Source organism: Algibacter sp. YIN40 (assembly GCF_057219435.1).
The window spans coordinates 208,541-229,981 of the sequence record NZ_JBXVVC010000001.1; the positions used below are offsets into that span (position 1 = coordinate 208,541).

The window sequence follows — 21,441 nt, forward strand, 5'->3', positions numbered from 1 at the left end:
AAATCTATGATGGGTTCTTTTTTGTAAATTTAAAAAATAGATTATTTACTAATTTTTATTTTTGGGTAATACCTCTTCTGGAAACGGAAATAAAATCGTTGAGTTCTTTTCTGCAGCAATATTAGATAGAGTTTGATACAACCTTAATTTTATTGCTGATGGAGATTGATCTATTAATTTACCTGCCTCTAATAATTTACCTGCTGCTTGCTCTTCCGCCAAAGCCAAAATAATACGTGCTCGTCTAGAGCGTTCTGCCTCAGCTTGATTGGCCATCATACGTTTCATATTTTCAGGTAATTGAATGTCTTTTATTTTAACATCAATAATATTAACGCCCCATTCCACGGTTTCAATTTCAACAATATTTTTAATGTTTTTACCCATTTCTTCACGTTTAGACAAAATAGTATCTAACTCTACTTTACCACAAACATCGCGCAGTGCGGCTTGAGCTAATTGCGTTATTGCAAAAGTATATTCCTCTACTTCCAGAACTGCCTTTTCTGGATTTTCAATCTTAAAAAACACGACACCGTCAATGCTACAAGGTACATTGTCTTCAGTCATAACCTCTTGAGAGACGACGTTAATAGTAATGACACGAATATCAACAACCTGAATGGTCTCTATAACAGGAATAATCCATCTAAATCCAGGCTGTAATGTTTTAATATATTTACCAAACCTAAACTTTAAAGCACGTTTATACTCATAAACTACTCGTATTCCAGAAAGCAAGAATACGATAACAAAAACCGTAAATAATAACATAGGATTCATCATTCATTCTTTTAAATTAATACTATATAGATAACTCTATAAGATAGCGAATTTTAATGTAAAATGAAAATACTTTAAGTATAATTTTAAGTCTTGAAAACTGGATATTCAGACAAATTTATTATCTTCGGTTAACTAAGGAATAAAACTAAAAAACCACCTTAAATATTTAAGGTGGTTTTTATAAATTTATTTTTGGGTTAAGAATTATTCATTTAAATAATTCATTAAACCTGAATAATCGCCATATCCTTGAGAATATACAATTTTTCCATTCTCGTCAAAATCTAAAGAATTATACGTTTTAATTTTTCCGGATTTAGCCTCGGTAGAATCGGTGGCAGGTAATGTGACTTCCCAAACACCATAATAACGTACCGAACCATCTGGTAATTTTGTGTCTGGATTAACCCCTGGTAAAAGTTGCACTGGAGTAGATAAAAATTTAAAATCATATCTAGCTAAAAACTGCTTATCCATTGCTTTTGACTCTTCACTCTGAACCATTACAGTATCTACTTCTGCTCCAAAAAACGTATTTAAACCAACTGCATTTTCAGCAAAAATAGAATAATCGAGTGTTTCATTTTCCCAATCTGAAATTGATTTTAAAGCTGTTTCAGAATTTTTCTTGAATAATTCGTTAGCCGAATTATCTTCTTTTGGTGCTTCCTTGCAGCCAACAACTAATAAAGCTAAGCAAATAACAGAATACATAATTTTCATAATACTAGTGATTTTTTTAGTTAATCGACGAAAGATAATATATTTATTCGACATTCAAACATTTATAATTTGCTCTACTCTTTCTCATCAACATAATCTTGTAAATAAGAAAAGTGTTCTGTTAACTTTCCGTTTTTAGTAATTTGTGCACGATTGAGAACACCATCTTTATCCTTATTAAAAAAAGCTGGAATAACATGCTGTAAAAACATGTCGCCAAAACCTTCACTGGCATCTTGCGGGAGTTCGCAGGGCAAATTATCTACAGCCATTACCACAATGGCCTTGTCATCGTTGTAATCTATTTCAGTTCCGGTTTGTGGGTCGTATCCATAAATTGGGTCTGCTATTGTTGAGGCTCGCAATGTAGTTGCCACAGGCCCATCGACATCGCAACTAATATCAGCCACTAATTTAATATTAAATTCTGCCGATTTTACATCCTCACGTGTATATAAATAAGGAGCTCCATCGCCATAAAAATGACCTGCAATATAATAATCGGTTACTTTGGCGAAACGCATAAAATCGGACTCATAATCTTGTGGGTTATTGAAAAAATCTAAATTATTGATAGTCCTTCCATCCTTACGCTTGTTGTAATCTAGTACATCTATTTTGCAATATACGGGTTCATTAAAAGTATTATTTAAATAATCTTGAACTGAAACACTTTTAATTGCCATAGCATCTAACATTTCTTGTGAGCCTTTTGATACTTTACCACTACCTGTTAAAAGTATTTTAATATTTGGTAATATTATTTTTTGAAGTTCATTAATTAAAGCAGCTTGATTTGGCAATGGACCTGCTTTTGGTAAATCCCAAGCATTATATTTTAATCCCCATGCTCTAAATCCGTTGTAAGCACCTACGATACCTGCATATCTTCCGAAACCTATTAATCGGAACCCTTTTTGGTTTACGATGGTTTCATGGTCGTAAAGTTCTATGTTTTTTTCTAAAATAGCTTTTAATAATTTCCGATTATAAGGTTGCTTTTTGATGGTATGTGAAAAGAAAAAGTATTTTTTATTGGGAATTAAAGCATCGATTGGGACTTCTTTTACCCCAATCATAACATCGCAATCACTCACATCGGTAGTAACTTCGAATCCTTCTTTTTTATATTCATTGTCTGGAAAAACGCGAATATCTGATGATTCTACTTTAAAAACACCTTCAGGAAATTGTTTTTTAGCTTCGGCTAATTTAGTTGGTGAGAATACAACGCGTCTATCTGGTGGATTTTTGCGTTCTTTTATGATGGCAAATTTGATATTCATTCGTTAAGATGTTGATTTGTTTATTTATAATTAAACATTGGTATAAATTTTGAACTAAATGTACTAGATTTGAAGTGGTAAACAAAGTTTTTTGATAACTTTGCTGTCCGCGTTAGGGATGGAGGCATTGTTGAAGCTCTCCCGATTTTTTCATCGGGAAGCGACTGCCGAGAGCCCGACCTTTTTTCAGGTAACGCCCACTTCTCGATACGATTTTTAAATAAAAATCACTCGAAGTGACAAAAATTACTATTTTATTATAAAAGGGGTCGACTGGTTTTGACAGCGAGATTAATTGAACGGTAAGCACGTCGTGTAATGGCATTGAAACACGTAAAAGGCTAGACCAAATTTTAAACGGCGAGAATAACTACGCTTTAGCTGCATAATCCGAATTATAGTAGGATTGGCCTAGGTACACAAGGTGTACAAGCTTTATGTCTCTGGAAAGCCTTGATTGACGGCGTTCCATTTTGAGGCATCGTAAATGTCAATATAGATTGGGCAGTGCTTTGTTGCCCTTTTGAAACTAAAGAAGATAAGTTATAAGTGGGTTGTCTTTAACTAGCTTATAATCGAAAACTCAAGAAAAGAATAAACGTGTAGAAAGCTCTTTGATTGCTTGTTTGGACGAGAGTTCGATTCTCTCCGACTCCACTTATTGAGTATCAAAACTCACCAAAAACCCTGTAATCGTATGATTTACAGGGTTTTTAATTTTATATGATATCATATAATTGCACACTAAACCATCTAAAAAGTGCGCAATTCGGCGACCTTAGGTCTCTCTTAAAAATTGCACACCAATTGAATATAATTAACTGTATTTCAGACATTTGATGTCTTTCATGATTTGTTTATTATTACTTATTTGTGTACATTTAGTGTGCAATTTAATAGTAGCCTTATGGAAGATCGTTTTAGCAGTACTTTTTTCATCCGAAAAAGTAGAAGTAAAAAGAGTAATAAATGTGATATATATTTAAGAATCACAGCCAATGGCAAGCGTTCTGACATGAGTATCAATAGAAAGATTGATGAAGATAAATGGAACAAACGTTCCTCACGAGTTATGGGAAGAAATTCAGATGCGGATATGCTGAATACCTATATGGATATGATTACCTCTAAACTCAATAAGATACATCAAAGACTCAAAGACGATGAAGAATACATAACTTCTTCGAGAATCATGCAAGAGTTTAATTCCGGTGGAAAACCAAAAAAATTAGTCTTAAAAGAGTTTAAAAAACATAATGAAGAAGTTGACTTACTAATTGATAAAGATATATCCAAAAGCACAGCTAAAAGATACTGGACGTGTTATAGCCATGTCAAACAATTTATAAATGAAGTATTCAAGGAAGAGGATTTTAGGTTTCAAGATATAGACTATGATTTTATCAAGAAGTTTGAATTATTCTTAAAAACAGTTAGGAATTGCAATCATAATTCAGCACTAAAATATATTAATAATTTTAAAAAGATAATTCGCATTGCTTTAGCAAATCAATGGATGGATCGAGATCCTTTTTATAATTACAAAGTACAATTTGAAGCCGTTGAGCGTGAATATTTAACTGCTGAAGAAATAGATACACTCTACTCGAAAGAATTACATTTCGATAGGTTGAAAGTGGTAAGGGATATGTTTGTGTTTTCATGCTATACAGGTCTCGCCTATTCTGATGTTGAGAAACTATCCAAATCTGATATCACTATTGGCATTGATGGCAAACAGTGGATAAATATTAAGCGTACCAAAACGAATACTCGAAGTAGTATCCCTTTGTTACCCATACCGAAGGAGGTTTTAAATCGTTATGCCTACGATCCAAAAGTCATAAAAAGTGAGCGTTTAATACCTGTGTTTAGTAATCAGAAATCTAATGCCTATTTAAAAGAGATAGCAATGCTCTGTGGTATAACCAAACCGTTAACCACACACTTGGCGCGTCATACTTTTGCAACTACTGTTACTTTAACTAATGGTGTACCAATTGAAACCGTTAGTAAAATGCTTGGTCATAAATCGTTGAGAACCACTCAGCATTATGCAAAAATAGTCGATCGTAAAGTTAGTGATGATATGAATCTACTTGAAGAGAAATTAGAAAAACAAAACAGAAGCAAAGAAACAAATTCTAAAGATTCATAAATTTTAATTCATTTTATAAGTAGGTGTACCAAATTTTGGACAACCTCTGGACAAGTAGTGGACAAGCTTTGGACAAGTGGTGGTCCCTTTTTTAAAACAACTTTAAACAAAATAAAAGGTTAACAAACTTAACGTTTTAAATTTTTTTTTATTGTTCTCTTTTTTTGTTTTTGTCAACATTAATACCTTTTTGTAACCCCATGATTTCATTTTCAATATTCCAGTTTTTTTCATTTTTTTTTACTAAAAAAGGCTAATAATTAGCAGTATATTAGAGTAGTTTAAGGGTTCCTCAAATGATTTTCCTTCTCCAAATAGTCCACAAAGTCAGAAACACTTTGGGTAAAGTGTCAGCCTAATGATTGTGCTGAAATACTGATATACATAGATTTGATCCTTTATTATTTTTTAAGAAGTGATGGCTTCTTTTTTTTGGCTTCTTTTTCTAAAAGCAAGGGTTTCTTTTTAGGCTCGGCTTCTTGAAATAAAGATTGCATCATGGCTACAGTAGGTTTGGTTTGATTCTTTTCAATGTCTTTCATGATGGCAATCACCCCATTGATTCTTTTTTTTATGAGGCTCTCCAGTGTTTGCATTTGTGGGCCGATGGATTCTTTTGGGGAAATGCCATTGTGTTCAAAAAATTCAATCATCAGCAATAAGGTCATGGATTGAGATCCAGACATGGCTCTGCAAAAACGTCTAAATTTTTTAGCCACGGGAGCCTTAATTTTTAAGGTCTCAAACGGTTGTTTTTCATATCCTTTATCCATTTTTTAGTAAAAAATTTATTGATTTTAAAGGGCTGGCGTCGTTTTTTAGTAAAAAACCAAGTCCTTTTGTTTATTTTTAGTTATTGCTTTGTTCTTAACAAACTGATTATCAATTATTTGTGAAAATAAAAATATTCGTAACCTCGCGGAGCGGGTTACCCTCTTGCTATACGATTCCTTCATTTCATTTTCAGGATCTTAATACTTTTCAATCATTATTGAAAAGCTATTTGAGGTACTTTGAACACCATTATTTTTTTAGTAATAAAGTGAAGTTAATTATTTACAAACAACTGACAATCATTTAAATAAACTAATTTTCATATTCATTTTAGATGGTTCTATTTGATGTAGTTTGATATACTTTTCCTTTTAAAATCACATACTTATTATATCTTGAGCGTTTTCCTTTTCTTTTGATATTGAATTCTATGCGCCTTAATAATTACCAAGTTTATTTGTAGTAAAATGATACAGATTAGCATACATTTCAATTTCATTCACTTACTTCCCATAGTGCTATCGCCGTTACCTTTTCGGTAACCGATACTAAAATTGTGAACGAGTAAGAACTTATAAAAGTGAGTGAGCGAACGGTTATGCAGTTTGTCTCGGGCAGAATTTTAAACTTTGTGTAAAAAAGGTTGGGGGTGATCTTTTTACTAGGCGAACTCTGTCGCTTTTTCTGCGATTGGACTTGCAATAAAAAAATGAACTATTAGTTAAGAGATTAAACTGCTAAATAATTCTTATACATTTCTAATTCAAATTGAGTAATATTTCAATTGAGTAAAAACATGAATACGCATTAGAAAAATATTTATAAGTACATCAACTATATTTAAATTTTGAATGCAATTGCATTCATTTTAAGTCCATTTAAATTTTAAAATACAAAAAGGTGCGTTAATTGGTGACTATATTTGTTAAGCACACATTAACTTTTTGAATATCAGTCATTTAAAAAACAGGTTCGAACCCTGCCCACATTATGTTAAAAATGCTTAAGTTTATACAAAAAGGTAAATTAGGGGTTACTTCACCATGAATCACAATTGCCTCAAAGGTTTGAAACTTATTGATTTTACTTGCAGTTCTAAAATAGAATATCGCTTTCTTGGCAACTCATCAAAACATAAATATTAAAACTTCTTTTTACAATACGTTATCCATAATATCCTGAACAACTTCTGGATTCAACAATGTACTTGTATCTCCCAAATTACTGGTGTCCTTATGAGCTATTTTACGTAAAATACGTCTCATAATTTTTCCAGATCGTGTTTTAGGTAAACCTTCAGTAAACTGAATTTTATCCAATTTGGCGATAGGGCCAATATGCTCCGTTATAATTTGATTAATCTCTTTTCTAAGATTAGTATGGTCTCTGCTTTCCCCTGTATCTTTTAAAATAACATAACCATAAAGTGCGTTTCCTTTTACGTCATGCGGGAAACCAACAATAGCGGATTCTGCCACTGCTGGATGCTCATTGACAGCATCTTCTATAGGTGCGGTTCCCAAGTTATGCCCGGAAACGATGATAACATCATCCACCCTACCCGTGATTCTGTAGTAGCCAACTTCATCTCTTAATGCTCCATCGCCTGTAAAATATTTATTTTCAAAAGCTGAGAAATAAGTGTCCTTATAACGCTGGTGATTTCCCCAAATGGTTCTAGCCATACTAGGCCATGGGAATTTTATACATAATCGTCCATCTACTTGATTGCCTTTTATTTCTTCTCCTTGTTCATCTATTAATGCTGGTTGAATACCAATAAAAGGAAGGGTTGCATAGGTTGGCTTTGTGGTTCTGTCGCATTAATTCCTTCTTTTCAATTATACTTATTTTTGAAATAAAAAAACCTACTCAATGTACAAACACCATCGCTACCCTCCTATTATAATCAAACAAGCTGTCTATTTCAAACTAAGATTCACTCTGAGCTATCGTGATGTTGAAGAGCTTTTAGCCATTAGAGGTATTAAAGTTGATCATTCTACCATAGAACGATGGGTCTTTAAGTTCTCTAAAGAGATTGAGTACAATATGAATCAGCGTAAAAAGCAAGTAACTAATAGTTGGAGGTTAGATGAAACTTATGTTAAAGTCTCTGGTAAAGACAGGTTCTTATATAGAGCTGTTGACAAACAAGGAAATACTATAGACTTCCTACTAACTAAAAGAAGAATGAAAGGTTCTGCTCAGAAATTCTTGAATAAAGCTATTAGAAACAATGGTAAACCTAGAATCATAAACATAGATAAAAGCGGTGCTAATACAGCTGGAATAAAGACTTGGAATAAAAGAAGCTTCACTAGAAAAAAGATAAAGATTAGACGAGTCAAATACTTGAACAATATTATAGAGCAAGACCATCGGAGCATTAAAAGAAGAATAGCAATTTCAACTGGGTTTAAAGAATTTGAATCAGCACAAAGAACACTAGCAGGAATAGAAATAATAAATATGATTAGAAAGGATCAAATCTTGAAACCCAAATCTTCAACGTTTAAAACTTTTTGCGCTCTAGCTTCTTGAAACCCGATTCTCTTTTAAAAATACACCTCTATATAATTAATGCGACAGAACCAATTAATGCGACAGAACCCTAAAAACCACAATAAATAGTTGTTCAATATTCTTCATTTTATATAATACAAAATAAATTTAATTCAAAAATTCATAATTGATGTTATTATAGTATAGTTAGTATTTGTCTTTTTTTTGAATTAATTTAAGAAATTGATTTTTTCAGTTTCTGAGTTACTATTTCAGCCGTAATATCTCTTTGGGGAGATCCAAACATTTCGTAGCCTACCATAAATTTTTTAACGGTTGCACTACGCAATAATGGTGGATAAAAGCTCATGTGCCAATGCCAGTGGTTATTATCACCTCCATCGGTTGGTGCTTGATGAATTCCACTTGAATATGGGAAGGAAGTATGAAATAATTTATCGTAAGCTTTAGTAATAACTGCTATAGCTTCGGCATACTGCAAAACTTCCTGTTCGGATAAATCTAAAATACTTGACTGCTGTCTTTTAGGAACTATCATTGCTTCAAATGGCCATACAGCCCAAAAAGGCACTAAAACCACAAAGCCATCATTTTCGAAAATGACACGTTCTTGCTTTTCTAATTCTTGTGCTAAATAATCTCCTAATAAGCTGCTACCGTTATTATTGTAATAATTTAATTGCTGTGTGTTCTTTTTATCTACTTCATTAGGCAATGTAGACTGGCTCCAAATTTGACCATGTGGGTGCGGATTACTACAACCCATAACGGCTCCTTTGTTTTCAAATATTTGAACATAATTAATGGCATCATTGCTTCTCAATTCTTTGTATTCTCTTTGCCATGCAAAAACCACTTTCTGAATTTCAGATGGGCTCATATCTGCCAAACTTTTAGAATGATCTGGACTAAAGCATATTACTTTACAAATACCCGTTTCACTTTGTGCATTTAGCAAACCATCATTTACAGTGAAGTTTGGAGAATCGTTTTGAAGTGCAGCAAAATCGTTAGTAAACACAAAAACATCCTCATACTTAGGGTTTATTTCCCCATTTATTCTTGTGTTTCCTGCACATAAGTAACATGTTTCATCGTAAGTTGGTCTTACTTCATTTGAAACATCCTCGTTCTGTCCTTGCCATGGTCTTTTTGCACGGTGTGGTGATACTAAAACCCATTCACCTGTAAGTATATTTAAGCGTTTATGTGAGTAATCTTGTAAATTGGTATTCATTTTTAAATTCTCTTATTGCTAATTATTTTATTAAGTGTGTCCCTTCAGAAAGTTCTATAAAGTAAATAGAACATGCTTTATTAAATATGTTTTTGTAAGCATCCGACGCAAATTCAGCAAATGCTTTTGCTTCACTTTTCGAAACTAAATTGATTGTGCAACCACCAAAACCGCCACCCATCATTCTTGCTCCTAGCACATTGTCATTAGATTTGGCTAGACCTACTAAAAAATCTAATTCATCGCAGCTTACTTTATATTGATGTTGTAATCCGTTATGCGATTGAAATAGTAAGGCTCCTAGTGTTTTTAAATCGTTGTCTTCAATAGCCTTTGAAGCCATAATAACCCTGTTGTTTTCTTGAATAATGTACAGTGCTTTTTGATAATTTTCGGGCGTAACTTCATTTTTTATAGTTTCTAAATCTATTATAGTAGCGTCTCTTAGCGCTTTTATACCTAATAATTCTGAAATACTTTCACAGGCTGAACGTCTATCATTATAGGCGCTATCAGATAAGCTATGTTTAACATTGGTGTTAATGAGCATTAATTGATGATCTTTAAAATCTATTTCATAAGGTTTAGATTCTATGGTTCTGCAATCTAAGAATAGTGCATTATTTTTTATACCAAACATGCTGGCATACTGATCCATAATGCCACATTTAACGCCTACATAATTGTGTTCGGCTTTTTGCGAAATTAATATCATTTCGTGTTTTGTAAGTCCTAATTTGAAAAGCTCATTTAAACCAAAAACTACGCTGTTTTCTAAAGCAGCTGATGATGACATACCTGCGCCCCCAGGGATATTTCCTTTAAAAACTATATTGAAGTTTCCAATCACTTTATTTCGATTTTGAATTTCAGCGATAACTCCAAACACATAGTTTTCCCAGCTTCCTTCAACCGAAGGTTTTAACTTATCTAAAGTAAATTCAATTTTACTATCCATATCTAAAGCATATGCAGTGGAGACACTTGTGTCTGCTTTTTGAATAGCAGCTACTATACCTTTATCTACTGCTGCTGGAAATACAAACCCATCATTATAATCAGTATGTTCGCCAATAATGTTAATTCTTCCTGGTGAGAAAATTACAAGCGGTTCTGTTTTAAATGTTTTTATAAATGTTTCTGCTACATCATTAATTAATTGAGCACTCATTTTAGTTCGTGTTTAGCTATTATGTTATTTTTAAATTCCAAGAAATAGTGAAAGTGTCTTGTGCATCTAAAGTTTGTAACCCTATGTTGTTGTTAAAACTATCTGATACCCCTGTAGTAGGTTCAATAGCTATGGTATTAGATTTAGGAGGTGTATAGAGTTGTAAGAAGTTGTTTTCTGATGAAGATGACATCAATAATTTGTATTTTGGTGTATAAAATTCAACATTTTTTGAGTCTAATATCCAACAATCATCTAATTGTTTATCCTTAATTTCGAATGTACTTGTTGGTTCTATAGTTACAATTCCGGTTGTAATATTTCTGTCTCCAATAATTAGTTTTTGTGAGCTAATAAAACCTAGGAAACTGTTATATAAATCATCACTTAAAAAATAAGGATGCCATCCAATTGTAAAAGGAAATACTTTTGAGTCTGTATTTTTTACTGAAACATTCAGACTAAAATCTGTATCTAAAAAGACATATTCTAATTGAATTTTATACGTGTAAGGAAAGCCAATTGATTTATTGGTTTCATTGTATTCTAACTTAATCGAAGCAAAATCTCTATAAATTACTTTTTTTATTACTTGGAACGTTTTATTGTAAACTAAGCCATGTAAAGCATTGTTTTCATCTTTCTGATTTTTTTCAAATTGATAAGCTACATTTTCAAATGTATAGGTTCCATCTTTTATTCTGTTTGCAAAAGGAAATAGAATAGAAGAAGCATATGAGGTGCTGTACTTTAAAGGGGTTAAATCTTCAATTATAGTATGTCCGTTTAACCTTAACTCTTGCAAACTCGCCCCATCATTTAAAAAAATTTTAGCATACAGTTTTTTTTTAATATTTTCTATTTCTAAAAAATTTAAATCTTTGTTTTGATTAATCTTAAACATTCAGGTAAATTATAAAGAGTTTCTAATTATTAAATTATTCGGGTTTTCAATTTGAAGTGTTTCTTTATTCAAAATCATTTCAGCTAAGCGCTTACCCATGCTGTTAAAATCTGTTGAAATAGTAGTAATACCTCCTTCTACTATTTCTTTAAGTAAGGTGTCATTATATGATATGACTCCAATATCTTTTGACAGGGCTAAGTTGTCTTGTTTCATTTTTTTAATAACTCTTAACAAGATTTTATCATCTGGCATAATATATAATTCGCCTTTTTCTAAATCCTTATTTTGAAAAGCGTTTATAACTTCAAATTGGAGCTTATGTTCTTCACAAAATAAAGTAAACCCTTTAAGGATGCCTTGAGGTTGTTTGTCTTCAGGAAAAATTAAAACTAGTTTTTTGTATTTTCCTATTAAATGAAGTGCTTTGTTGAGATTGTCATACAATGCTTTTTCAAAATTTTGATATACGGCTGGGTATTGAGATAAATCTTTATGAATTTGGTCTAAAATGTAAACTTTGCCACTAGGCAACTTTTGTATGTCTACATTTGTGTTACTCAAATTTGCAGGCATTATTACATAGTAATTATATGCTCCTATATTGTCATGAATTAATTTGCTGAATATGTTTTTATTGAAATGATGAAAATAAATATCAACTTGAACATTATCTCCCATGCTTTCTAAAAAAGAGTTGTATAAATCTTCTTTAAATGAGTTAAGTTCATCAAAAAGCAAAAATACTTTTTGAGTTACATTTACGTTTTCACTTGAAATATAATAGCCTTTACCCACTACAGATTCTATAATACCTCTGTTTTTTAATTCGTTAAAAGCCATTAATACAGTATCTCTGGAAAGCTTGTGATCGTTTTTAATTTTGTTAATTGAGGGGATTTGATCTCCCTTTTTTAAAACACCAGAAATTATTAAATCTTCTATCGATTTAATAATTTGCTTGTATTTAGGTAGCCCTATTTTCTTTTTAATTTTTATCATAATAATTGATTACAAATATATAAAAATTCTTTTAAAAACATACTAGACCCTACTAGTAGTGTTTTTTTGCTCAATAAACACCTTTTTCTAAAATTTAATTTTTATATTTGGCCCTTAAACACAAAGCAAACTAAACTTTTTTTACTATGACTGCAGGATTTGAAATGTGGGACTATATAGTCTTTATTGCTTACGCTATTCTAATTTTAGGCGTAGGACTTTGGGTTTCTCGTGATAAGAAAGGGCATCAAAAAAATGCCGAAGATTATTTTTTGGCAAGTAAATCTTTACCATGGTGGGCTATAGGCACATCTTTAATTGCAGCAAATATATCGGCAGAACAATTTATTGGTATGTCAGGATCTGGTTTTGCTCTAGGTATTGCCATAGCATCTTATGAATGGATGGCAGCTTTAACATTGATAATTGTAGGTAAGTATTTCTTGCCTATTTTTATAGAAAAAGGGCTTTACACTATTCCGGAGTTTGTTGAAAAACGATTTTCTACAAACCTGAAAACAATATTGGCCGTTTTTTGGATCGCCCTTTACATTTTTGTTAATCTGGCCTCGGTATTATATTTAGGAGGGTTAGCCATTGAAACTATTATGGGTATAGATATGATGTATGCTATAATAGGATTGGCTTTATTTGCTGCTGCTTACTCATTGTATGGTGGATTATCGGCAGTAGCCTGGACCGATGTTATACAAGTTATATTTTTAGTGTTCGGTGGTTTAATTACCACATACTTAGCCTTAAACACTGTTTCTGGCGGGGAAGGTGTTCTTGTTGGATTTTCTAAAGTATGGGAAGCTGCACCAGACAAATTCCATATGGTATTAGAAGAATTTAATGGTGATGGGAGCGCAAACAGTAATTATTTAGATTTACCTGGTGTGTGGGTATTAATAGGTGGTTTATGGGTAGCTAATATTTATTATTGGGGCTTTAACCAATACATCATTCAAAGAACTCTAGCGGCTAAATCGTTAAAAGAATCTCAAAAAGGGATTTTATTAGCAGCCTTTTTAAAGTTAGTTATTCCATTAATTGTTGTGGTTCCAGGTATAGCGGCTTATGTTATGGTAAATGATCCTTCAATTATGGCTGGTTTAGGAGAAGCGGGACAATTAAATATACCTTCAACTGATCAAGCAGATAAAGCCTATCCTTGGTTATTACAATTTTTACCTACGGGACTTAAAGGCGTAGCATTTGCGGCTTTAGCTGCTGCTATTGTAAGTTCGTTAGCATCTATGTTAAACTCGACATCTACAATATTCACAATGGATATTTATAAGCAATACATTAATAAAAATGCTGATGATAAAACAACTGTAAATGTTGGTCGTATTTCTGCTGCTGTGGCATTAATTATTGCCGTTATTATGGCTCCTCTTTTAGGAGGTATAGATCAAGCCTTTCAATTTATACAAGAATATACTGGAATTGTAAGTCCTGGTATCTTAGCGGTTTTTATCCTTGGATTATTTTGGAAGAAAACAACCAATAAAGCAGCTATTTGGGGAGCACTATTATCTATTCCTATAGCATTATTATTAAAGTACTTACCAATTCCTGTTTTAGAGCCATGGATGCATCAAATGGGATTAACAGCACTTTTAACAATGGGTGTTATAATTCTTGTGAGTTATTCGCAAAATAAAGGTGCTGATGATGAAAAAGGTATTCCTTTGTCTAAAAAGTTATTTAAAACTACACCACTATTCAATATTGGTTCATTTGCTGTAATGATTATACTTGCCGTATTATATGCTTTATTCTGGTAAATATTTTTCTATAATTTAAAAATAATGAAAAAAAATAAAATAATAGTAACAGGAGGTTGTGGGTACATTGGATCACATACAGTTATAGAATTAATTGAAAATAATTTTGAAGTTATTATTCTAGATGACCTTTCAAATTCAACTGAAAAAACTCTAGAGCGCATAAAAAAAATAACAGGCGTAACTCCAAAGTTTTTAAAGATTGATTTAAAAGATTCAATATTAACAAGCAAGGTCTTTAATGAATATAAAGATGCAAGTGCTGTTATACATTTTGCAGCTCACAAAGCTGTAGGTGAGTCTGTACAACAACCACTTAAATATTATAAAAATAATTTCTATTCGTTATTAAATACTTTAGAATCACAAAGCGATAATGGTATAAACAACTTCATATTTTCTTCTTCTGCAACAGTATATGGAACACCAAATATTTTACCTATTACTGAAAAAAATGAAACCCAGCGCCCTTTTTCACCTTACGGAAACACGAAAAAAGTTGCCGAAGAAATCTTAGATGATTTTACAAAATCTAATAAGGAATTCTCTGCAATTTCATTGAGGTATTTTAACCCTATTGGTGCTCATGAATCAGGAGAAATTGGGGAACTGCCAAACGGTATACCAAACAATTTGATGCCATATATAACTCAAACCGCTGCTGGTATTCGTGAAAAATTAATGGTTTACGGCAATGACTATCCAACTAAAGATGGAACACCAATACGAGATTACATTCATGTCGTAGATTTAGCAAAAGCACATGTTATTGCAGTAAAACGATTGCTTAAAAATGAGCAAGAAACACCTTTGGAGTTTTTCAACCTTGGTACTGGCGATGGGTATTCTGTATTAGACGTTATAAACACTTTTGAATCTGTAACTAATTGTAAACTCAATTTTGAAATTGTAGAAAGAAGAGATGGAGATGTGCCTCAGCTTTATGCTTCTACAAATCTTGCCAAGGAAAAATTAGGTTGGACTGCCGATAAAGAACTCGATGAAATGATAAGTTCATCCTGGACTTGGGAACAAAATCTTAGAAATGAAACTAAATAATTTATTTTGATTCAATGTTGTACTACACTTTTAAAATGGTTCTGTCGCATTAATTCCTTCTTTTCAATTATACTTATTTTTGAAATAAAAAAACCTACTCAATGTACAAACACCATCGCTACCCTCCTATTATAATCAAACAAGCAGTCTATTTCAAACTAAGATTCACTCTGAGCTATCGTGATGTTGAAGAACTTTTAGCCATTAGAGGTATTAAAGTTGATCATTCTACCATTCAAAGATGGGTCTTTAAGTTCTCTAAAGAGATTGAGTACAATATGAATCAGCGTAAAAAACAAGTAACTAATAGTTGGAGGTTAGATGAAACTTATGTTAAAGTCTCTGGTAAAGACAGGTTCTTATATAGAGCTGTTGACAAACAAGGAAATACTATAGACTTCCTACTAACTAAAAGAAGAATGAAAGGTTCTGCTCAGAAATTCTTGAATAAAGCTATTAGAAACAATGGTAAACCTAGAATCATAAACATAGATAAAAGCGGTGCTAATACGGCTGGAATAAAGACTTGGAATAAAAGAAGCTTCACTAGAAAAAAGATAAAGATTAGACGCGTCAAATACTTGAACAATATTATAGAGCAAGACCATCGGAGCATTAAAAGAAGAATAGCAATTTCAACTGGGTTTAAAGAATTTGAATCAGCACAAAGAACACTAGCAGGAATAGAAATAATAAATATGATTAGAAAGGATCAAATCTTGAAACCCAAATCTTCAACGTTCAAAACTTTTTGCTCTCTAGCTTCTTGAAATTACATTCTCTTTTAAAAATACTACCCATAACAATTAATGCGACAGAGCCAAAAAAATTACCATGAAATATTTAGTAAGATCTATCGTACTATTTGGATTAGTATGTCTTCTCATAAGTTGTTCAAACGATAGTAATGATAGTCCTAATCTGCCACAGGAAAGTTTGCAATTTCAAAAATTGACCAATGTTTCTTATGGCTTAGATAGCGATCAAATATATGATATTTATTTACCAGAAAACAGAACCACTAACACCAAAGTAATGATATTAGTACATGGTGGCGGTTGGAGTTCTGGTGACAAAAGTAGTATGAATTATTTAGTAGATTTATATCGAAATGATTTTCCAGATATAGCTTTGGTAAATATCAATTATCGCCTATCAGATGAAAATAATCCACCTTATCCAATGCAAATTGATGATATTACCACAATTATAAATCAATTAAAATCTAAAAAAGAAGATTATGTCATTTCAGAAGAATACGGTTTTTTGGGTACAAGTGCTGGCGCCCACCTCTCTTTACTTTGGAGCTATGCATTCGATACGAGTAATGATGTAAATATGGTTTGTAGTATTGTTGGTCCTACCAACTTCACAGACCCCGTATATTTAAATAATACGAATCTAGGATTGCAATTGTTATTAGATAGTTTTGGCGTTGACCCAACAATAGAGTTTCTGGAAGAGGTTAGCCCCTTACACCAAGCTACAGCTTCTTCTCCACCAACCATTCTTTTTTATGGAGGACAAGACCCTTTAATACCTACTACACAAGGGACTGCACTAAGAGACGAACTAAACTCTCTTAATGTTACAAATGAATTTACACTTTACGCCGAAGCTGGTCATGGTTGGGGCACAAACATTAGTGAAGTCACATTACTATTAGACACTTGGAGTAAAATAAAAACCTTTACCAATACTTATTTATAATAATCAAAATAATTAATGTTGAAAAAAACGTCATTTATAATAGCTTTAGCTATTGCAATTTCGATTCTAAGTTGCAAAAACAAAACAACCACTGCATCTAACGAAGTAGCAATCCAAGAAGAAACATCAAATAAAATTCCTGAAACCCCAGAAGGCATGGTGTGGATACCTGGAGGAATTTTTAATCAAGGGGCTGTTCCTCAAGATAAAATGGCTATGTCTCACGAAAAACCTCAGCACCCAATTTCGGTTGATGGTTTTTTTATGGATATTACAGAAGTTACTAATGCGCAATTCTCAAAATTTGTCAATGAAACAGGGTATATAACTATCGCAGAAAGAGAAATTGACTGGGAAGAAATGAAAAGACAATTACCTCCTGACACACCTAAACCTCATGATACCATCCTGCAACCAGGATCGTTACTATTTAAGAAAACTAAAACTTCTGTCCCGAACTTATATGACTTTTCTCAATGGTGGGATTGGGTAATAGGAGTTAATTGGAGACACCCGAATGGTAAAGACAGTAATATTGAAGGTAAAGACAACTACCCCGTAGTTCATATTTCTAATAAAGATGCTTTGGCTTACTGTGAATGGGCTGGAAGAAGATTACCTACAGAGGCAGAATGGGAATATGCCGCAAGAGCAGGAAAAAATAATACCATCTATTTTTGGGGTGACGACAGATCGAAACTTTCAAAAATGGCAAATAGCTGGGAAGGAGAATTTCCAGTAAGCAATACTTTAGAAGATGGTTTTGAAAGACTAGCTCCGGTTAAATCTTACCCAGCAAACGACTTTGGACTTTACGACATTGCTGGCAATGTTTGGGAATGGACCAACGATTGGTACAACACCAATTATTACAATGAACTTAAATCGCAAAATACAACCATCAATAATCCAGTTGGAGCAAAAACAGCATACAACCCAAACAATCCATATATAAAAGAAAAAGTAATAAAAGGAGGGTCTTTCCTTTGTAGCGATTCTTATTGTGCAAGCTATAGAGTCTCTTCAAGAATGGCCACCGATACCGATTCTGCCCAAGAGCATTTAGGTTTTAGAACAGTTGCCACCCCAGATATGCTTAAATAAAAATCATTGCTTATCCTTTAAATTCTGTTTTTACGTGAGCTCCATCGCAGAATGGTTTGTTATTTGACGCTCCACATCTACAAAAAGCAGTTGTTTTATTTTTAGTTTCAGACGAACCATCTTTATGAGTTACATGCAGCGTTCCATAAACAAGTAATGGGCCATTCTCCAAAATTTCAACTTTGGTCTCTAAAACTTCCGAAGTATTATCTTCTTCATCATTCATATAATAGCTTAATGCTCCAGACGGACATTGTTTAACCTGTTTAACCAATTCATCTGTTGTGGCTGCCTCGATAGTTATCCATGGTTTATCTTTAGGTTTAAAAACCTTTGGAAGTCCCTTTACACATATAGCCGAATGGATACACTTCTTTGACTCCCAAACAATAGTTACGTCTTCATTTGAATACTTTTTTGTTTCTACCATATCAATTAGTTTTTACTAAATATACAAAAAAATAGAAACTAAAAATATCCTCTTTTTTGATATTCGCTACTAACTTTATAATGCTTATTTTTGTTAGAAACAGAAAAATAAACACTTTGTCCGACTTTAAATTAGGTCTTAACTACGCTAAGCAACAAGACCAAAACGACGAATTATCTGCTTACCGAAACCAATTTCATATTCCTAAAGACAAACAAGGAAATAACTTGATTTATATGACTGGTAATTCATTAGGATTGCAGCCAAAATCCACAAAAGCATATATAAACCAAGAACTGGAAGATTGGGCTAATTTAGGAGTAGAGGGCCACACTGAAGCAAAAAATCCATGGCTTCCATATCATGAATTCTTAACTGAAAGCACTGCTAAAGTGGTTGGCGCAAAACCCATTGAAGTAGTTGTAATGAATACGCTTACAACTAACTTACACCTGATGATGGTTTCTTTTTATCAGCCTACAAAAACACGCTTTAAAATACTTATTGAAAGTGATGCATTTCCCTCTGATAAGTATGCTGTAGAATCGCAATTAAGACATCATGGGTTTGATGATAAAGAAGGACTCATTCTATGGGAACCGAGAGAAAATGAAGAGCTTTTAAGATATGAGGACTTAGAGGCCATTCTTAAAAAACAAAGCAATGAGATCGCATTAATAATGATTGGCGGGGTAAATTATTATACGGGACAGTATTTTGATTTAAAACGGATCGTACAACTAGGACATAAATATGATTGTATGGTAGGTTTTGACTGTGCTCATGGTGCAGGAAATGTCGAACTTAATCTGCATGATTCTGGTGCAGACTTTGCGCTCTGGTGTACTTACAAATATTTAAACTCAGGACCAGGTAGTTTAGCAGGCTGCTTTATAAATGAAAAACATGCTCATAACAAAGCGCTTAATCGCTTCACTGGTTGGTGGAGTCATAACAAAACAACACGTTTTAATATGCGCGATGAGTTTGATCAATTGCCTGGAGCGGAAGGATGGCAATTAAGCAACCCTCCTATTTTATCTATGGCAGCCATTAAAGCATCCTTAGATATATTTAATGAAGTTGGGATGGAAAAATTAGTAAAAAAGTCAAGAAAGCTCACGGGTTATTTTGAATTTCTACTAAAACAACTTGGAGAAAATGCAATTAAAATAATTACGCCTTCAAACCCAGAAGAACGTGGATGCCAACTATCTATACAAGTTTTAAATGCTGATAAAAGATTGCATCAGAAACTAACAGAAGCTGGAGTTATTAGCGATTGGAGGGAGCCAGATGTTATTCGTTGTGCTCCTGTGCCATTGTATAATTCGTTTGAAGATGTGTATTTAATGGTTGAAAAACTAAAACTTATTTTAAATGAATAAACAACAAAACATACTAATCATAGGTGCTGGTCTTTGTGGTTCTCTTTTGGCTTTACGTCTAGGCCAAAGAGGTTATAATGTTGTTGTTTACGAAATGCGTCAAGATTTGCGCAAAGTAGACATAAGTGCTGGTCGATCTATAAATTTAGCATTTTCAGATCGAGGCAATAAAGCGATGAAACTCGTAGGACTGGAAGATATAGTAAAAGAGCTTTGCATTCCTATGAATGGTCGCATGATACACGATAAAAAGGGTGATACCCATTTATCAAATTATAGTGGTCGCGACCACGAATACATAAACTCTATTTCACGTGGCGGACTGAATACATTGTTACTAGATGAAGCTGAAAAACATAAAAACGTAACCATTCATTTTAATAAAAAATGTAAATCGGTAAACTTTGAAAAAACCACAGTATTATTTAAAGATTATGAAACCAATACAGAATTTATTGAGGATGCAGATGCGATAATTGCAACGGATGGTGCAGGTTCGGTTATGCGAAAAAGCTATTATTTAGGTAAAAAATTTTTATTCAGTTTTTCACAAGAATATTTAACTCACGGTTATAAAGAATTAAGCATTCTTCCCAAAGAAAATGGTAATTACAAAACCTATAAAAATGCCTTACATATTTGGCCTCGTGGTGATTTTATGCTCATCGCATTACCAAATCTAGATGGTAGTTTCACCGTAACATTATTTTTAAGTTTTTGTGAAGGCGATTATAATTTTAATAACCTCACTACTGAAGAGTCTGTATTGGAGTTTTTCAAAAAAGAATTTCCAGATGCATTGTCGCTGATGCCAAATCTTCTTGAAGACTTTTTCGAAAATCCGACAAGTCCATTGGGTACCGTTAAGTGTGCCCCATGGCATTATAAAGGAAATACATTACTAATGGGTGATGCAGCGCATGCCATTGTTCCGTTTTACGGTCAAGGTATGAATGCTTCATTTGAAGATGTGGTAGAGTTTGATAAAGTCTTAGATAAAAACTTAGAAAACTGGGAAGCAGTTTTCAAGACCTACGAATCCACTCGTAAAAAAGACACAGACGCCATTGCAGATTTAGCGATTGATAATTTCCATGAAATGAAAGATCATGTTGCGAATCCTATATTCCAAGAAAAGCGTAAATTGGAAATGGCATTGGAAAAAAAGTATCCTAGTGTGTATTCGTCAAAATACTCTTTAGTAACCTTTAACGAACACATCAGTTATAGAGAAGCTATGCTAAGAGGCAGAGCGCAGGACAAGGCTATTTTAAATTTACTGTCGGATAGAGAAATAAACTTAAATGATGATTTAAAACAGATCTTAGACAGAGTGCAAAAAGAAACAGAGGCTATTCTAGAATATGATAGAATTGCTGGTTTAAAATAA

At 32.8% G+C, this 21,441-nt stretch carries 18 protein-coding genes, 1 other RNA gene and 1 pseudogene; 10 read left to right on the plus strand and 10 right to left on the minus strand.

The features are described from left to right. Nucleotides 1-48: 48 nt before the first annotated feature. The 3 genes from AC2D6V_RS01015 to AC2D6V_RS01025 form a co-directional block, all read right to left on the minus strand. Nucleotides 49-786: a slipin family protein gene (locus AC2D6V_RS01015; protein WP_484646180.1), complete on the minus strand. Its 738-nt coding sequence runs from the start codon at nt 784-786 to the stop codon at nt 49-51. Between the two features lie 204 nt (nt 787-990). Further along, nucleotides 991-1,509 (minus strand): hypothetical protein, encoded by a 519-nt coding sequence (locus AC2D6V_RS01020; RefSeq protein ID WP_484646181.1) that lies wholly within the window; start codon nt 1,507-1,509, stop codon nt 991-993. A 74-nt stretch (nt 1,510-1,583) separates the two neighbouring features. Next, nucleotides 1,584-2,789 (minus strand): NAD(P)-dependent oxidoreductase, encoded by a 1,206-nt coding sequence (locus AC2D6V_RS01025; RefSeq protein ID WP_484647497.1) that lies wholly within the window; start codon nt 2,787-2,789, stop codon nt 1,584-1,586. A 271-nt stretch (nt 2,790-3,060) separates the two neighbouring features. Here AC2D6V_RS01025 and ssrA point away from each other — a divergent pair. Together ssrA and AC2D6V_RS01035 are read left to right on the plus strand one after the other, a co-directional pair. Next, nucleotides 3,061-3,455, plus strand: a transfer-messenger RNA (tmRNA) gene (gene ssrA, locus AC2D6V_RS01030). Nucleotides 3,456-3,702: 247 nt separating this feature from the next. After that, the gene (locus tag AC2D6V_RS01035; RefSeq protein ID WP_484646182.1) at nt 3,703-4,953 is read left to right on the plus strand and encodes a site-specific integrase; all 1,251 of its coding nucleotides are present in this window, start codon (nt 3,703-3,705) and stop codon (nt 4,951-4,953) included. Nucleotides 4,954-5,354: 401 nt separating this feature from the next. Here AC2D6V_RS01035 and AC2D6V_RS01040 read toward each other — a convergent pair whose 3' ends face one another. After that, nucleotides 5,355-5,726, minus strand: coding sequence for a BfmA/BtgA family mobilization protein (locus tag AC2D6V_RS01040; RefSeq protein ID WP_484646183.1), 372 nt, complete (start codon nt 5,724-5,726; stop codon nt 5,355-5,357). Between the two features lie 1,155 nt (nt 5,727-6,881). After that, nucleotides 6,882-7,538, minus strand: a pseudogene (locus tag AC2D6V_RS01045) (AMP-binding enzyme); the annotation flags it as partial. A gap of 64 nt (nt 7,539-7,602) precedes the next feature. Here AC2D6V_RS01045 and AC2D6V_RS01050 point away from each other — a divergent pair. Beyond that, entirely contained in the window at nt 7,603-8,271 is a 669-nt protein-coding gene (locus AC2D6V_RS01050) for an IS6 family transposase (protein WP_484646184.1), read from the plus strand. Nucleotides 8,272-8,467: 196 nt separating this feature from the next. On the opposite strand, the gene AC2D6V_RS01055 is transcribed toward AC2D6V_RS01050, so the two are convergent. The 4 genes from AC2D6V_RS01055 to AC2D6V_RS01070 are packed head-to-tail and all read right to left on the minus strand — an operon-like array spanning nt 8,468 to nt 12,567. Then, the gene (locus AC2D6V_RS01055) at nt 8,468-9,490 is read right to left on the minus strand and encodes a UDP-glucose--hexose-1-phosphate uridylyltransferase (protein WP_484646185.1); all 1,023 of its coding nucleotides are present in this window, start codon (nt 9,488-9,490) and stop codon (nt 8,468-8,470) included. 22 nt (nt 9,491-9,512) lie between these two features. Continuing rightward, nucleotides 9,513-10,661, minus strand: a complete 1,149-nt coding sequence (gene galK, locus AC2D6V_RS01060) for a galactokinase (RefSeq protein WP_484646186.1) — start codon at nt 10,659-10,661, stop codon at nt 9,513-9,515. A gap of 19 nt (nt 10,662-10,680) precedes the next feature. Continuing rightward, nucleotides 10,681-11,565 (minus strand): aldose epimerase family protein, encoded by an 885-nt coding sequence (locus AC2D6V_RS01065; RefSeq protein WP_484646187.1) that lies wholly within the window; start codon nt 11,563-11,565, stop codon nt 10,681-10,683. A 9-nt stretch (nt 11,566-11,574) separates the two neighbouring features. Next, a complete protein-coding gene (locus tag AC2D6V_RS01070) occupies nt 11,575-12,567 on the minus strand; it encodes a GntR family transcriptional regulator (protein WP_484646188.1) in 993 nt (330 codons plus the stop codon). Nucleotides 12,568-12,713: 146 nt separating this feature from the next. Between AC2D6V_RS01070 and AC2D6V_RS01075 the strand changes: the two genes are divergently transcribed. The 5 genes from AC2D6V_RS01075 (at nt 12,714) to AC2D6V_RS01095 (ending at nt 18,233) form a co-directional block, all read left to right on the plus strand. Continuing rightward, on the plus strand, nt 12,714-14,360 hold the full coding sequence (locus AC2D6V_RS01075) for a sodium/sugar symporter (protein WP_484646189.1): 1,647 nt from the start codon (nt 12,714-12,716) through the stop codon (nt 14,358-14,360). A gap of 24 nt (nt 14,361-14,384) precedes the next feature. Further along, nucleotides 14,385-15,419: a UDP-glucose 4-epimerase GalE gene (gene galE, locus AC2D6V_RS01080; RefSeq protein WP_484646190.1), complete on the plus strand. Its 1,035-nt coding sequence runs from the start codon at nt 14,385-14,387 to the stop codon at nt 15,417-15,419. A 101-nt stretch (nt 15,420-15,520) separates the two neighbouring features. Then, on the plus strand, nt 15,521-16,189 hold the full coding sequence (locus AC2D6V_RS01085; RefSeq protein WP_484646191.1) for an IS6 family transposase: 669 nt from the start codon (nt 15,521-15,523) through the stop codon (nt 16,187-16,189). A gap of 64 nt (nt 16,190-16,253) precedes the next feature. Continuing rightward, nucleotides 16,254-17,129, plus strand: a complete 876-nt coding sequence (locus tag AC2D6V_RS01090) for an alpha/beta hydrolase fold domain-containing protein (RefSeq protein WP_484646192.1) — start codon at nt 16,254-16,256, stop codon at nt 17,127-17,129. Nucleotides 17,130-17,144: 15 nt separating this feature from the next. Next, nucleotides 17,145-18,233 (plus strand): formylglycine-generating enzyme family protein, encoded by a 1,089-nt coding sequence (locus tag AC2D6V_RS01095; protein ID WP_484646193.1) that lies wholly within the window; start codon nt 17,145-17,147, stop codon nt 18,231-18,233. A gap of 10 nt (nt 18,234-18,243) precedes the next feature. On the opposite strand, the gene AC2D6V_RS01100 is transcribed toward AC2D6V_RS01095, so the two are convergent. Then, nucleotides 18,244-18,663, minus strand: coding sequence for a (4Fe-4S)-binding protein (locus tag AC2D6V_RS01100; RefSeq protein WP_484646194.1), 420 nt, complete (start codon nt 18,661-18,663; stop codon nt 18,244-18,246). Between the two features lie 116 nt (nt 18,664-18,779). On the opposite strand from AC2D6V_RS01100, the gene kynU reads away from it, so the two are divergent. Both kynU and AC2D6V_RS01110 read left to right on the plus strand, forming a co-directional pair. Beyond that, the gene (gene kynU, locus AC2D6V_RS01105) at nt 18,780-20,051 is read left to right on the plus strand and encodes a kynureninase (RefSeq protein ID WP_484646195.1); all 1,272 of its coding nucleotides are present in this window, start codon (nt 18,780-18,782) and stop codon (nt 20,049-20,051) included. Next, nucleotides 20,044-21,441, plus strand: coding sequence for an FAD-dependent oxidoreductase (locus AC2D6V_RS01110; RefSeq protein ID WP_484646196.1), 1,398 nt, complete (start codon nt 20,044-20,046; stop codon nt 21,439-21,441). The genes kynU and AC2D6V_RS01110 overlap by 8 nt, the downstream gene beginning before the upstream one ends.

Coding starts and splice junctions, on each gene's coding strand:
- AC2D6V_RS01040 (WP_484646183.1), bottom strand. CDS start 5,726: ATGGATAAAGGATATGAAAAACAACCGTTTGAGACCTTAAAAATTAAG.
- AC2D6V_RS01075 (WP_484646189.1), top strand. CDS start 12,714: ATGACTGCAGGATTTGAAATGTGGGACTATATAGTCTTTATTGCTTAC.
- AC2D6V_RS01100 (WP_484646194.1), bottom strand. CDS start 18,663: ATGGTAGAAACAAAAAAGTATTCAAATGAAGACGTAACTATTGTTTGG.
- AC2D6V_RS01015 (WP_484646180.1), bottom strand. CDS start 786: ATGATGAATCCTATGTTATTATTTACGGTTTTTGTTATCGTATTCTTG.
- AC2D6V_RS01055 (WP_484646185.1), bottom strand. CDS start 9,490: ATGAATACCAATTTACAAGATTACTCACATAAACGCTTAAATATACTT.
- AC2D6V_RS01065 (WP_484646187.1), bottom strand. CDS start 11,565: ATGTTTAAGATTAATCAAAACAAAGATTTAAATTTTTTAGAAATAGAA.
- AC2D6V_RS01070 (WP_484646188.1), bottom strand. CDS start 12,567: ATGATAAAAATTAAAAAGAAAATAGGGCTACCTAAATACAAGCAAATT.
- galK (WP_484646186.1), bottom strand. CDS start 10,661: ATGAGTGCTCAATTAATTAATGATGTAGCAGAAACATTTATAAAAACA.
- AC2D6V_RS01095 (WP_484646193.1), top strand. CDS start 17,145: ATGTTGAAAAAAACGTCATTTATAATAGCTTTAGCTATTGCAATTTCG.
- AC2D6V_RS01020 (WP_484646181.1), bottom strand. CDS start 1,509: ATGAAAATTATGTATTCTGTTATTTGCTTAGCTTTATTAGTTGTTGGC.
- AC2D6V_RS01090 (WP_484646192.1), top strand. CDS start 16,254: ATGAAATATTTAGTAAGATCTATCGTACTATTTGGATTAGTATGTCTT.
- AC2D6V_RS01050 (WP_484646184.1), top strand. CDS start 7,603: ATGTACAAACACCATCGCTACCCTCCTATTATAATCAAACAAGCTGTC.
- AC2D6V_RS01035 (WP_484646182.1), top strand. CDS start 3,703: ATGGAAGATCGTTTTAGCAGTACTTTTTTCATCCGAAAAAGTAGAAGT.
- AC2D6V_RS01085 (WP_484646191.1), top strand. CDS start 15,521: ATGTACAAACACCATCGCTACCCTCCTATTATAATCAAACAAGCAGTC.
- galE (WP_484646190.1), top strand. CDS start 14,385: ATGAAAAAAAATAAAATAATAGTAACAGGAGGTTGTGGGTACATTGGA.
- AC2D6V_RS01110 (WP_484646196.1), top strand. CDS start 20,044: ATGAATAAACAACAAAACATACTAATCATAGGTGCTGGTCTTTGTGGT.